This window comes from Ramlibacter sp. PS4R-6, assembly GCF_037572775.1.
In the GTDB taxonomy this organism is placed as follows: Bacteria; Pseudomonadota; Gammaproteobacteria; order Burkholderiales; family Burkholderiaceae_C; genus Ramlibacter.
On sequence record NZ_JBBHKA010000001.1, the window covers coordinates 1,070,664 to 1,082,972 of the forward strand.

General features: G+C 68.9%; 17 protein-coding genes. 10 read left to right on the forward strand and 7 right to left on the reverse strand.

Annotated features, from left to right (window positions below):
- The first annotated feature begins 11 nt into the window (after positions 1 to 11).
- Genes WG903_RS05250 through ptsP form a run of 5 tightly spaced genes read left to right on the forward strand, consistent with a single transcriptional unit; the run spans position 12 to position 4,186 of the window.
- Positions 12 to 527 (forward strand): hypothetical protein, encoded by a 516-nt coding sequence (locus WG903_RS05250; RefSeq protein WP_340073165.1) that lies wholly within the window; start codon positions 12 to 14, stop codon positions 525 to 527.
- Positions 524 to 1,723: an MFS transporter gene (locus WG903_RS05255; RefSeq protein ID WP_340073166.1), complete on the forward strand. Its 1,200-nt coding sequence runs from the start codon at positions 524 to 526 to the stop codon at positions 1,721 to 1,723. Before WG903_RS05250 ends, WG903_RS05255 begins: the two co-directional genes overlap by 4 nt.
- A 9-nt stretch (positions 1,724 to 1,732) precedes the next feature.
- On the forward strand, positions 1,733 to 2,188 hold the full coding sequence (locus WG903_RS05260; RefSeq protein WP_340073167.1) for a PTS sugar transporter subunit IIA: 456 nt from the start codon (positions 1,733 to 1,735) through the stop codon (positions 2,186 to 2,188).
- Positions 2,157 to 2,426: an HPr family phosphocarrier protein gene (locus tag WG903_RS05265; protein ID WP_340073168.1), complete on the forward strand. Its 270-nt coding sequence runs from the start codon at positions 2,157 to 2,159 to the stop codon at positions 2,424 to 2,426. Before WG903_RS05260 ends, WG903_RS05265 begins: the two co-directional genes overlap by 32 nt.
- The gene (gene ptsP / locus WG903_RS05270; RefSeq protein ID WP_340073169.1) at positions 2,423 to 4,186 is read left to right on the forward strand and encodes a phosphoenolpyruvate--protein phosphotransferase; all 1,764 of its coding nucleotides are present in this window, start codon (positions 2,423 to 2,425) and stop codon (positions 4,184 to 4,186) included. The genes WG903_RS05265 and ptsP overlap by 4 nt, the downstream gene beginning before the upstream one ends.
- Here ptsP and WG903_RS05275 read toward each other — a convergent pair.
- From WG903_RS05275 to WG903_RS05305, 7 genes are read right to left on the reverse strand one after another with little or no spacing between them, the layout of a single operon-like run.
- Positions 4,141 to 5,004: a DMT family transporter gene (locus WG903_RS05275; protein ID WP_340073170.1), complete on the reverse strand. Its 864-nt coding sequence runs from the start codon at positions 5,002 to 5,004 to the stop codon at positions 4,141 to 4,143. The two genes, ptsP and WG903_RS05275, sit on opposite strands and share 46 nt — an antisense overlap.
- A 4-nt stretch (positions 5,005 to 5,008) precedes the next feature.
- Positions 5,009 to 5,992, reverse strand: coding sequence for a lipoyl synthase (gene lipA / locus WG903_RS05280; protein ID WP_340073171.1), 984 nt, complete (start codon positions 5,990 to 5,992; stop codon positions 5,009 to 5,011).
- Positions 5,993 to 6,001: 9 nt separating this feature from the next.
- Positions 6,002 to 6,667 (reverse strand): lipoyl(octanoyl) transferase LipB, encoded by a 666-nt coding sequence (lipB, locus tag WG903_RS05285; protein ID WP_340073172.1) that lies wholly within the window; start codon positions 6,665 to 6,667, stop codon positions 6,002 to 6,004.
- The gene (locus WG903_RS05290; protein WP_340073173.1) at positions 6,667 to 6,945 is read right to left on the reverse strand and encodes a YbeD family protein; all 279 of its coding nucleotides are present in this window, start codon (positions 6,943 to 6,945) and stop codon (positions 6,667 to 6,669) included. Before WG903_RS05290 ends, lipB begins: the two co-directional genes overlap by 1 nt.
- Before the next feature lie 2 nt (positions 6,946 to 6,947).
- Entirely contained in the window at positions 6,948 to 7,832 is an 885-nt protein-coding gene (locus tag WG903_RS05295) for a D-amino acid aminotransferase (protein WP_340073174.1), read from the reverse strand.
- Positions 7,829 to 8,896 carry an MBL fold metallo-hydrolase gene (locus WG903_RS05300; protein ID WP_340073175.1) on the reverse strand — a complete coding sequence of 356 codons (1,068 nt, stop codon included), beginning with the start codon at positions 8,894 to 8,896 and terminating at the stop codon, positions 7,829 to 7,831. The genes WG903_RS05295 and WG903_RS05300 overlap by 4 nt, the downstream gene beginning before the upstream one ends.
- The gene (locus WG903_RS05305) at positions 8,887 to 9,324 is read right to left on the reverse strand and encodes a CopD family protein (RefSeq protein ID WP_340073176.1); all 438 of its coding nucleotides are present in this window, start codon (positions 9,322 to 9,324) and stop codon (positions 8,887 to 8,889) included. The genes WG903_RS05300 and WG903_RS05305 overlap by 10 nt, the downstream gene beginning before the upstream one ends.
- 145 nt (positions 9,325 to 9,469) lie before the next feature.
- Here WG903_RS05305 and WG903_RS05310 point away from each other — a divergent pair, with 145 nt between their 5' ends.
- Genes WG903_RS05310 through WG903_RS05330 form a run of 5 tightly spaced genes read left to right on the forward strand, consistent with a single transcriptional unit; the run spans position 9,470 to position 12,271 of the window.
- Positions 9,470 to 9,961 carry an ATP synthase subunit I gene (locus WG903_RS05310; RefSeq protein ID WP_340073177.1) on the forward strand — a complete coding sequence of 164 codons (492 nt, stop codon included), beginning with the start codon at positions 9,470 to 9,472 and terminating at the stop codon, positions 9,959 to 9,961.
- 24 nt (positions 9,962 to 9,985) lie between these two features.
- Entirely contained in the window at positions 9,986 to 10,873 is an 888-nt protein-coding gene (gene atpB / locus WG903_RS05315) for a F0F1 ATP synthase subunit A (protein ID WP_340073178.1), read from the forward strand.
- Between the two features lie 52 nt (positions 10,874 to 10,925).
- On the forward strand, positions 10,926 to 11,201 hold the full coding sequence (atpE, locus tag WG903_RS05320) for a F0F1 ATP synthase subunit C (protein WP_340073179.1): 276 nt from the start codon (positions 10,926 to 10,928) through the stop codon (positions 11,199 to 11,201).
- A 58-nt stretch (positions 11,202 to 11,259) separates the two neighbouring features.
- Positions 11,260 to 11,730 carry a F0F1 ATP synthase subunit B gene (locus WG903_RS05325; RefSeq protein ID WP_340073180.1) on the forward strand — a complete coding sequence of 157 codons (471 nt, stop codon included), beginning with the start codon at positions 11,260 to 11,262 and terminating at the stop codon, positions 11,728 to 11,730.
- A 10-nt stretch (positions 11,731 to 11,740) separates the two neighbouring features.
- Positions 11,741 to 12,271, forward strand: coding sequence for a F0F1 ATP synthase subunit delta (locus WG903_RS05330; RefSeq protein WP_340073181.1), 531 nt, complete (start codon positions 11,741 to 11,743; stop codon positions 12,269 to 12,271).
- Positions 12,272 to 12,309: the final 38 nt, after the last annotated feature.

The window sequence follows — 12,309 nt, forward strand, 5'->3', positions numbered from 1 at the left end:
ATAATCGCCCCATGCCCCGCGTATTCCCTGCGGCGGCGCTGCTGGCCGCGGCGGCCTGCACGCCCACGTTCAACTGGCGCGAGATCACGGTCGAACCGGCGGCCCTGCACGCCAGCTTCCCCTGCAAGCCCGACAAGGCCGAGCGCAAGATGGCCTTCACGCGCGAGCGCGAGCTGCTCGTCCACGCCGTGGGCTGCGAGGCCGGCGGCGCTTCGTACGCGGTGCTGTGGGCCGACGTGGGCTCGCCCGCCGATCTCGCGGGTGCGATGGCGCAGTGGAAGCAGGCCAGCCTCGCGACCTCGCATGGCCGCGTCGAAACGGAAGCCGCGTTCGTCCCGCGCGGCGCGCTGGCCCTGCCCCAGTCGCAGCAGGTGCGCGCCGCGGGGCAGCGGGCCGACGGCAGCGCGCTCCAGAGCCAGTCCGCCTACTTCGCGCGCGGCAGCGCGGTGTTCCAGGCCGTGGTGTTCGCGCCGCAGCTGAAGGGCGAGATGACCGAGCCCTTCTTCGCCGGGCTGCGCTTCGAATGAGCGTGCTCACGCCGCGGCGCGCGGTCCTCGTCTTCCTCGCGTTCGCCTTCGCATACTTCTTCTCGGCGGTGCTGCGCGCGATCACCGCGACGCTCTCGCCCACGCTCACGCAGGAGTTCTCGCTCAGCGCGCAGGAGCTCGGCCTGCTCGCCGGCGGCTTCTTCCTCGGCTTCGCCGCCACGCAGCTGCCGCTGGGCACCTGGCTGGATCGCCACGGCCCGCAAAAGGTGATGCTTGGCTTCATGCTGGTCGCCATCGCGGGCTGCGTGGCCTTCTCGCTGGCGGGCGGCTTCACGGGCCTGCTGGTCGCGCGCATCCTGTGCGGCGTCGGCGTCAGCGCCTGCCTGATGGCGCCGCTCACCGGCTACCGCCACTGGCTCGAGCCGGCGGCGCAGCTGCGCGCCAACTCGTGGATGCTGATGACGGGCTCGCTGGGCATGGTGGCCTCGACGCTGCCGGTGCAATGGCTGATGCCGCTGGTGGGCTGGCGGCCGATCTTCTGGATCGTCGCGGCGGGCATCGCGGTGGCCAGCATCGCGATCGCCTTCCTCTCGCCGCACTGGGACGCGGGCGGGCACGCGGGCGACGCGCCGCCGAGCTACGCGCAGGTCTGGCGCCACGCCTACTTCCGCCGCATGGTGCCCATCGGCTTCTTCAACTACGGCGGCATGATCGCCATCCAGTCGCTGTGGGCCGGGCCGTGGCTGGTGCGCGTGGTCGGGCAGGACCCGGCGGACGCCGCGCGCGGGCTGTTCCTGGTCAACGTCTGCATGCTGGCCACCTTCTGGAGCTGGGGCCTGGCCAACCCTTGGCTGCAGCGGCGCGGCTTCACCACCGACCGCCTGATCGCCGGCGGCGTGCCGCTGAGCCTCGCCATGCTGGCCGGCATCGTGGTCGCGGGGCCCCACGCGGGCGCATGGGCCTGGGCGCTGTTCTGCGTGACGAGCACCTTTGTTTCGCTCGCGCAGCCGGCCGTCGGCATGGCCTTCCCGCCGGCGCTCGCGGGCCGGGCGCTCTCGGCCTACAACCTCGTGATCTTCGCCGGCGTGTTCACGGTTCAATGGGGCATCGGCCTGCTCGTCGATGCGTTCGGCGCGATGGGCTGGGACCCCGTCGCCGCCTACCGTGGCGCGATGGCCGCATTCCTCGCCACCTGCGCCTTCGGCTACGGCTGGTTTTTGCGGCGCAAGGGATAATCGAAGCGAGTGAACGCCATCCTCATCATCGCCCACGCACCGCTCGCGCACGCGCTGCGGCAATGCGCGCTGCACGTCTTCCCCGACTGCGGCCAGCAGCTGTCGGCGATCGACGTGCAGCCCAACCTGCCGCCGGAGGAGACCCTGGCCATGGCGCGCATCGCGATGGACCAGCTCTCGCGCCTGCCGGGCGTGCAGGGCGTGCTCGTGCTCACCGACATTTTCGGGGCCACGCCGAGCAACGTCGCGCAGAAGCTGGTGGACGGCGTGAAGTCGCGCCTCATCACCGGCGTGAACCTGCCGATGCTGCTGCGCGCCGTGAGCTACCGCGGCGAGCCGCTCGACGCCCTGGTCTCGCGCGCCGTCATCGGCGGCACGCAGGGCGTGATGCAGGTGGCGATCACGGCGCCGCAGAACCAACACCGCCGCAGCAATGAGCAAGACCACCGCGACCATCAGCAATAAGCTGGGCCTGCATGCCCGCGCGTCGGCCAAGCTCACCAAGCTGGCCGCCGGCTACCCCTGCGAGGTCTGGATCAGTCGGGGAGACCGGCGCGTCAACGCCAAGAGCATCATGGGCGTGATGATGCTGGCCGCGGGCATCGGCAGCGAGGTCGAGGTCGAGACGATCGGCGAGCGCGAGCAGGAGGCGATGGAAGCGATCGTCGCGCTGATCGCCGACAAGTTCGGGGAAGGCGAATGACCTTCTCGGTCCACGGCCTGGCGGTCTCGCGCGGCGTCGCGATCGGGCGCGCCGTGCTGATGGCTTCCAGCCGCGTGGACGTGGCGCACTACTTCATCGAGCCGCAGCAGGCCGAGGCCGAGATCGAGCGCATCCGCGTCGGCCGCAACGCGGTGGTCGACGAGATCCACCGCCTGCAGGCATCCATCGCGCAGATGGGGCCCAAGGAGGCGCCGCACGAGCTCACGGCCCTGCTGGACGTGCACCTGATGCTGCTGCAGGACGAGGAGCTGATCTCCGGCGTCAAGCACTGGATCACCGAGCGCTCCTACAACGCCGAATGGGCCCTGACGACGCAGCTCGAGGTGCTGTCGCGCCAGTTCGACGAGATGGAGGACCAGTACCTGCGCGAGCGCAAGGCCGACCTCGAGCAGGTGGCCGAACGCATCCTGCGCTACATGAAGGGCGTGCCGTCGCCCGTGGCGCCGCCGCCGTCGAAGCGCAAGACGCAGCAGGACCTGCTGCTGGACGACAGCATGGACGTGCCGCTGGTGCTGCTGGCGCACGACCTGTCGCCGGCCGACATGCTGCAGTTCAAGCAGAGCGTGTTCGCCGGTTTCGTCACCGACGTGGGCGGGCGCAACTCGCACACGGCCATCGTCGCGCGCAGCATGGACATCCCGGCGGTGGTCGGCGCGCGCAGCGCCTCGCAGCTGGTGCGCCAGGACGACTGGGTGATCATCGACGGCGACTCCGGCGTGATGATCGTCGACCCCTCGCCGATCATCCTGGCCGAGTACGGCTTCAAGCAGCGGCAGGGCGAGCTCGAGCGCGGCCGCCTGCAGCGCCTGCGGCACACACCGGCGATCACCATGGACGGCCAGAAGGTCGAGCTGCTCGCCAACATCGAGCTGCCCGAGGACGCGCCGGCGGCGTTGAAGGCAGGCGCCGTGGGCGTGGGCCTGTTCCGCAGCGAGTTCCTCTTCATGGGCCGGCGCGGCGACCTGCCCGACGAGGACGAGCAGTACGACGCGTACGTGCGCGCGGTCAAGGGCATGGAAGGCCTGCCGGTCACCATCCGCACCATCGACGTCGGCGCCGACAAGCCCATCGACGAATCGGTGCGCGACGAGGCACACCTGAACCCGGCGCTGGGCCTGCGCGCCATTCGCTGGAGCCTGGCCGACCCGGCGATGTTCCTCACGCAGCTGCGCGCCATCCTGCGTGCCGCCGCGCACGGCCAGGTGAACATGCTGATCCCGATGCTGGCGCACGCCAGCGAGATCCGCCAGACGATCTCGCTGATCGACTACGCGAAAGCGGAGCTGGACAACCGCGGCATTCCCTACGGGCCCGTGAAGCTGGGCGCGATGATCGAGATCCCGGCGGCGGCGCTGACGCTGAAGATCTTCCTGAAGTACTTCGACTTCCTCTCGCTGGGCACCAACGACCTGATCCAGTACACGCTGGCCATCGACCGCGCCGACGAGTCGGTCGCGCACCTGTACGACCCCCTGCACCCGGCGGTGCTGCGCTTGGTCGCGGAGACGATCGCCGAGTGCAACCGGCAGGGCAAGGGCGTGAGCGTGTGCGGCGAAATGGCGGGCGATACGGCGATGACGCGCCTGCTGCTGGGCCTGGGCCTGCGCAGCTTCTCCATGCACCCGGCGCAGATCCTCGCGGTGAAGCAGGAGATCCTGCGCGCCGACGCGGTGCGCCTCGCGCCCTGGGCTGCTCAGGTCGTCGACGCCGAGGACCCGGCCGCGCTCTTGTCGGCCTGAGGCTCGCGCGTGCCCACGAAGGCCGCGCCGATGATCAACGCCGCCGACGCCGCGATGCTCCACGTGGGCGTGCGGCCCGTCACCAGCATCAGCAGCAGCGTCGACGCGAAGGGCGTGATGTAGCTGAGGATGCCGATCTGGCGCGGGTCGCCCAGCTTCAGCGCCTTGTCCCACAGGAAGAACGCCGCGCCCAGCGGGCCGAGGCCGGCGATGACGATGCGCACCCAGTCGCCGGTATTCAAATGAACCGAGGGCTCGAACAAGGCGTGGCACGCCAGCGCGAGCAGGCCCGACACGAGCCCGAACAGGCCGATCGCGGCGGTGGAGAACGGCGCGACACGGCGCGTCATCAGCGAGTACGTCGACCAGATGAAGGCCGCGGCGAGCGCGGCGACATAGCCCCACGACCAGCCGCCGCCCGACGTGCCGCCGCCGAGGATCGCGATGGCCGCGCCGGCGAAGCCAGCCAGTGCCGCCAGCACGTGGCGCGTGTGCAGCGTGAAGCCCCGCAGGATCACCGGCGCCAGCACCACGATCAGGAGCGGCCACAGGTAGTTGACGAGGTTGGCCTCGACCGCCGGCGCGTGGCGCAGCGCCATGAACAGCAGGAAGTGGTAGGCGAACAGGCCGTAGATGCCCAGCGCCAGCGTCGCCAGCGGGATGCGCCAGTCGCGCACGTGCGCCCACGCGGGCACGCTGCCGATCACCAGCGCCAGGCCGGTGAGCAGGAAAGGCGGCACATGGGCGAGCGACACGCCAAGCGCCGCAAGCGACGCCCACAGCGCGATTGCGCCCAGCGCGTAGAGGTTCGCGTGCAAGCCGTCAGGCCACGCCGGCGGCGTGAGCCTGCTGGTCGGCGTGGTACGAGCTGCGCACCATCGCGCCGACCGCGGCGTGCGAGAAGCCCATCTCCCGGGCCTTCGCCTCGAACGCCTTGAACTGGTCCGGGTGCACGTAGCGGCGCACCGGCAGGTGCGACGTGGAAGGCGCGAGGTACTGGCCGATGGTCAGCATGTCGATGTGGTGCTCGCGCATGTCGCGCATCACCTCGAGGATTTCCTCGTCGGTTTCGCCCAGGCCCACCATCAGGCCGCTCTTGGTCGGGATGTGCGGGAAGAGGGCCTTGAACTTCTTGAGCAGGTTCAGGCTGAACTTGTAGTCCGAGCCGGGGCGCGCTTCCTTGTACAGGCGCGGGATCGTCTCGAGGTTGTGGTTCATCACGTCTGGCGGCGCGGCCTTCAGGATCTCCAGCGCGCGGTCGTCGCGGCCGCGGAAGTCGGGCACCAGCACCTCGATGGTGGTTCCGGGCGAAAGCTCGCGCGTGCGGCGGATGCACTCGACGAAATGGCCGGCGCCGCCGTCGCGCAGGTCGTCGCGGTCCACGCTGGTGATCACCACGTACTTCAGCTTCAGCTTGGCGATGGTCTTCGCGAGGTTCTCGGGTTCGTTCACGTCCAGCGGGTCGGGACGGCCGTGGCCGACGTCGCAGAACGGGCAGCGCCGCGTGCACTTGTCGCCCATGATCATGAACGTGGCCGTGCCCTTGCCGAAGCACTCGCCGATGTTGGGGCAGGAGGCTTCCTCGCACACGGTGTTCAGGTTCGCCTCGCGCAGGATCTGCTTGATCTCGTAGAAGCGGGTGTTGGCGGAGCCGGCGCGCACGCGGATCCAGTCGGGCTTGCGCAGGATCTCGTGCTGCTCCACCTTCACCGGGATGCGCGAGAGCTTCGCGGCCGCCTTCTGCTTGGCGGACGCGTCGTAGGTCTCGAGCGATTGCACTTCGCGGACGACTTCCTTGCTGCTCATCGGAAACTTTCAGGGCGCGAGGCGTGCGGCCAGCTGCTGGCCCAGGACGCGCGCCGCTTCTTCCCAGGTGGTGGAGACCCCGATTGTAGAAAGATCGACGGTTTCCAGCCCGGCATAGCCGCAGGGGTCGATCCGCGAGAAGGGTTCCAGGTCCATGGCCACGTTCAGGGCCACCCCGTGGTAGGTGCTGTGGCGGCTGATCTTGATGCCCAGGGCGGCGATCTTGCCCAGGCCCTGGAACTGGTCAGGGCCGGGCTGGGGGTCGATCCGCGCGTGCCCCCGGGGGTCGTCGAGCTTCACGTAGATGCCCGGCGCGCCGCGCACGCGGTGCCCCGTCACGCCGAAATGCATCAGGGTGCGGATCACCGCCTCCTCGATGCGAAAGACGTATTCCTTGACGTAGTAGCCGGCCCGCTGCAGGTCGACCAAGGGGTAGGCGACCACCTGGCCGGGCCCGTGGTACGTGACCTGGCCGCCGCGGTTGGTGGCGACCACCGGGATGCCGCCGGCGTCGTGCACGTGCTCCGGCTTGCCGGCCAGGCCCTGGGTGAACACCGGCGGGTGCTCGCACAGCCACAGTTCGTCGTCGGTGTCCGCGGTGCGCGCCGCGGTGAAGTCGCGCATGGCCTCGTACGTGGGCTCGTACGCAACGCGCCCGCGCACGACCCCGCGCATCAGAGCACGACCTTCACCATCGGGTGGGTCGAGAGCGTGCGGTACAGCTCGTCGAGCTGCTCGCGGCTGGTGGCCGTGATGGTGATCGTGATGCCCAGGTAATTGCCGGCCTTGCTGTCGCGCAGCTCGATGGTCGAGGCGTCGAACGAGGGGTCGAACTGCCTGGCGATCTGCGTCACGGCGTGGACGAACCCGTCCACCTTCGCGCCCATGACCTTGATGGGAAAGCGCGAGGGGTACTCGATGAGCGACTTGTCGGGGGTGGTGAGCTGTTTCATCGTCAGGAAGCTTGCTTCGCCCGCTGGTAGCCGGCGTACAGCTTCTCGTAGATAGGGCCGGGCCGGCCATTTCCAACGGGCCGGCCGTCCAGCATGGACACGGCCATCACTTCCTTGGTGGCGGAGCTCAGGAGGATCTCGTCGGCGGCCAGCACCTCCTCGCGGCTGATGCGGCGCAGCTCGAACGGCACCCCCGCGTCGCGGCACAGCGTTTCCAGCAGCCCGAAGCGGATGCCTTCGAGCACGAGGTTGTCCTTGGGCACGCCCAGCACCTTGCCGCCCTTGACGACCCACACGTTCGACGACGAGGCTTCGCTCAGGAACCCGTCGCGGAACATGATGGTTTCCAGCGCGCCCACGTCGGCGCTCATCTGGCGCGACACCACGGCGCCGGCCAGGCTGGTGCTCTTGATGTGCGCCTTCTTCCAGCGGAAGTCGTCGGCGGTGATGCAGGCCGCGCCTTTCGCGCGCTCCTCGGGCGTGTAGATGTACAGGCGGTTGCTCATCGCGAACACCGTCGGCTCCAGGCCCGGGATCATCGCGTGGTCGCGCATCGCCACGCCGCGCGAGATCTGCAGGTACACCATCTGCGTCGTCTCGGCCGCGGGCTTGCCTTGCGAGGCCGCGTAGCGGTTCAGCAACTCGACGACGAGCTCGCGCCACTGCGCCTTCGTCATCGGGTTGGGGATGCGCAGCTCCTTCAGGCTGCGCTCCAGGCGCGCCAGGTGCTCGTCGAAGCGGAACGGGCGGCCGTTGTAGGCGGGCACGACTTCGTAGATGCCGTCGCCGAAGATGAAGCCGCGGTCCATCACGCTCACCTTGGCGTTGGGCAGCGTCGTGAATTCGCCATTGAGGTAGCAGGGCAGGTCGGGGAGTTGCGCGCTCATGGTGCGATTGTCCTTGTTTCGCCGATCTTCACCACGAAGAAGTCCTCATCCGCCACGCCCATGGCGCGGCGAGCGGCGGCCAGGTCGCGCGGCGGCGCGTCCAGCGGCTCGTCGGTGAGCGAGAACGTGCCCCAATGGATGCCCACGCTGCGGCGCGCGCCCAGGTCCTTGTGGGCCTGCACCGCCTCGGCGGGGTTCATGTGCTGCTCCGTCATGAACCAGCGCGGTTCGTAGGCGCCGATGGCGAGCAGTGCGACGTCGAACAGCACGCCGTCCCGGGCTTTCGCCGCGAGCCGGGCGCGCGTGTCGGCGAAGTCGCGCGAATAGCCCGTGTCGCCGGAGAAATACCAGCGCAGGTCGGGCGCGAACACGGCCCAGCCGCCCCACAGCGTCTGGTTGCGGTCGCCCAGCCCGCGCGCCGACCAGTGCTGCACCGGTACCAGGTGGAACTCGACGCCACCCACCACCCGCCTGTCCCACCAGTCCATCTCGGCGACGTTGCGCACGCCTTCGCGTTCGAGGAAGGGCTTCAAGCCCAGCGGCACGAGGATGAGCGTGCGGCCGTCCGATCGGTCGCTGAGTGCGCGCACGCTGGCCAGGTCGAGGTGGTCGTAGTGGTTGTGCGAGATCACGACCACGTCGATCGGCGGCAGGTCGGCCAGCGCGATGCCCGGCGGCTGGGCTCGTTTCGGCCCGACGAAATCCAGCGGCGAGGCGCGCTCGCTGAACACCGGGTCGGTGAGCACGTTGAGGCCCCCGCACTGCACGAGCGTGCTCGCATGGCCGATCCACGTGACCGAGGGCTGGCGCTGCTGCAGCTGCGCGAGGTTCGGCGCGGCTGTCGGCGTGGGCTCCTTCGCGGGCGGCGGCAGGCCGTCGCGGATCGCCGCGATGCGCCAGCGCACCAGGTCCGAGAACGGCTTGTTGACGCGCGCGATGTGGTTGTTGCGGAAACCGTCCGGCGCATGGTGCGGTTTGCTCGCGTCGTAGTACGGGTTGACGTGCGTGGCGCAGCCGGCCAGCAGCCAGCCCGCGGCCAGGCCGCACAGCGGCCTCAATGCCACAGCATCACGGCGGCGATCGCCAACCAGCCGAGCCCGAGGTTGACCTTGGCCAGCAGCGCGATCTGCCCGGCCGCCGCGCCGGCCACCGGCCATTCCTCGCGTGCCGCCGCCGCCTTCAGGCGCTTCCACGGCGCGAACCAGATGTGGCCGAACACGAGCATCATCACCACCCCCAGCACGGCCATCACCGACCAGCCCATCGGCATGCGGGCGGAGCCGGCCATCATCGCGCCCCCGGTGACCAGCAGCACGGCGATGCTGATCATGACCACGGCGAAGAAACGCCTCAGCACTTCCGCCACCACGCGCACGCGCAGCGGCGGTTCGACCTGGCCCAGCGCGGGGCGCAGCGCCAGCACCATGAAGGCCATGCCGCCCATCCAGAAGATGGCGGCGGCGACGTGCAGGAAACGCATGAGGTCGTGCATGGCCGCATTTTCGCGTCCTACGTAGAACCACTGGAGCGGCCGGACATGCCCCGTCGCATGCACCGGGATAGTCAGGGAACAGTCGGGTTCCTACCTATAATGGGAGGCTTTGTGAAATTCAGGACCCCCGGCAGGCGCACCGAACATGACAACACGCGCCTGGCCTCCTGACGATCGCGAGGGAGCGGAGGAAAACGCCCCGATCACGCCGCTGACCGCCGACCAGGCGCGCCGGCTGCGTGAACAACACCCCCCGGTTTCCCCCTGGTGGGTGGTGGCGGGGCAAGCTGGCGTGGGGCTCCTGGCGGCTTTGGCGGCCTGGGGCATCACAGGGAAGCAAAACGTTGGGTGGTCCACCGGTTACGGTGCGCTGGCCGTGGTGATCCCCGCGGCCCTTTTTGCGCGGGGCCTGACGTCGCGTTTTTCTTCCCGGAACGCGGCCACGGCCGCGGCCGGTTTCATGGTGTGGGAGATGGTCAAGATCGCTTCGACGATCGCGCTGCTGGCAGCCGGTCCGAAGCTCGTGGTGGACTTGAGCTGGCCGGCGATGCTGGTGGGCCTGGTCCTCGCGATGAAGGTGTACTGGGTGGCGCTGGCCTTCAAGCCGAAGGCGCGCCGCCCGCAAACAGAAACTTGATAGACGGCGAGAGACGAAACACACATGGCTGCCGAGAACGCTGCTGAAGCCGCTGCCGCGCACGGACCCACCGCAGGTGAGTACATCCTGCACCACCTCACCTTCTGGCAGAACCACCCGCCGAAGGCCGTCGCCGATTTCACCGTCCTCAACTACGACTCGCTCATCTTCGCGACGCTGATCGGCGTGGTGATGGTGTTCCTGCTCTGGCGCGCCGCCAAGCGCGTGACCTCGGGCGTGCCCGGCCGCTTCCAGGCCGCGGTGGAGTTCCTGGTCGAGATGGTCGACACGCAGGCCAAGGGCATCGTGCACAACGCCAAGAGCCGCGAGTTCGTCGCCCCGCTGGCGCTCACCGTGTTCCTCTGGATCTTCCTGATGAATGCGATGGACCTGCTGCCGGTGGACGCACTGCCCTGGCTGTGGGGCAAGGCCCACGAGTGGACCGGCCACGACCCGCACCACGCCTACATGCGCGTCGTGCCCACGGCCGACCTATCGATGACGATGGGCCTGTCGATCTCCATCCTGCTGATCTGCCTGTACTACAACGTCAAGATCAAGGGCCTGGGCGGCTGGGTGCACGAACTGTTCACCGCGCCCTTCGGCAACCACTGGGCGCTGTACCCCTTCAACTTCGGCATGCAGATCATCGAGTTCGTCGCCAAGACGGTCTCGCACGGCATGCGGCTGTTCGGCAACATGTACGCCGGCGAGCTGATCTTCCTGCTGATCGCGCTGATGGGCGCGGCCTGGGGCTCGCTGGGCATCGGCGGCTCGGTCGGCCTGGCCATCGGCCACATCGTCGCGGGCTGGGCCTGGGCGGTGTTCCACATCCTGATCATCACGCTGCAGGCCTTCGTGTTCATGATGCTGGCGCTCGTCTACATCGGCCAGGCGCACGATCACCACTGATCCCCAAGAATTCCCCCTTCACTTTCAACCCCAGTCCCTTAGGAGAACTCAAATGCAAGTCATCAGCTTCGTCGCACTCGCCGCCGGCCTGATCATCGGCCTCGGCGCCATCGGCGCCTGCATCGGCATCGGCATCATGGGCAGCAAGTACCTCGAGTCGGCGGCCCGCCAGCCCGAGCTGATGAACGAGCTGCAGACCAAGATGTTCCTGCTGGCCGGCCTGATCGACGCCGCCTTCATCATCGGCACGGGTATTGCGCTGTGGTTCGCCACCGCCAACCCGTTCCTGGGCCAGATCGCCGCCGCGGTCGCCGCCGGCGCGAAGTAATCACCTCTTCTCCAACGTTCTCCCCGGCGCAAGGTGCGCGGGGGGCAAGGATGAATCCGTGAGCATCACCGCAACCCTCATCGTCCAGATCGTCGTCTTCTTCCTGCTGGCGGCCTTCGTGAAGACGTTCGTCTGGCCGCCGATCGCGAACGCCCTCGACGAGCGTGCGAAGAAGGTCGCCGAAGGCCTGGCCGCCGCCGACAAGGCGAAGGCCGAGCTGCAGGCCGCCGACAAGCGCGTCGAGCAGGAGCTGGCGAAGTCGCGTGCCGAGACGGCGCAGATGCTGGCCGACGCGGAACGCCGCGCCCAGTCCATCGTCGAGGATGCCAAGTCGCGCGCCACCGAGGAAGGCAACAAGATCGTTGCCGCCGCGAAGGTGGAAGCCGACCAGCAGACCGTGCGCGCGCGCGAACAGCTGCGCGAGCAGGTCGCCGCGCTGGCCGTCAAGGGCGCCGAGCAGATCCTGCGCCGCGAGGTCAACGCCTCCGTGCACGCCGACCTGCTCAACCGCCTGAAGACCGAGCTGTAAAGAGCACGCCATGGCCGAACTCGCCACGATCGCCCGTCCCTACGCCGAAGCGCTGTACAAGTCCGCGCAGGCGGACCTGACCGGCAGCTCGAACTGGCTCGACGCGCTGGCGTCGGTCGCCTCGAACGCGCAGCTGCTGTCCTTCGCCGACAACCCGAAGGTCACGCCGCAGCAGGTGTACGACGTCGTCTCCGACGTCGCGCGCGTGCAGCTGCCGCCCGCGGGCCAGAACTTCCTGCGCACCGTGATCGACAACGGCCGCCTCGCCGCCGTGCCCGAGATCGCGCGCCAGGTGCGCGAGCTGAAGAACGCGCAGTCTGGCGCCTCCGACGCCACCGTGTACAGCGCCTTCCCGATCTCCGCCGAGCAGCTCGCGCAGCTGACCGGCGCGCTCGAGAAGCGCTTCGGCCGCAAGCTCAACGCCACCGTCCAGGAAGATGCGTCGCTGATCGGCGGCATCCGCGTGGTGGTCGGCGACGAGGTGCTGGACACCTCGGTCAAGGCCCGCCTCGAACAGATGAAAGCCGCGCTGACGGCTTGATCGCCGCACCGCCCAACGAATCAACCAAAGGAAAGAGT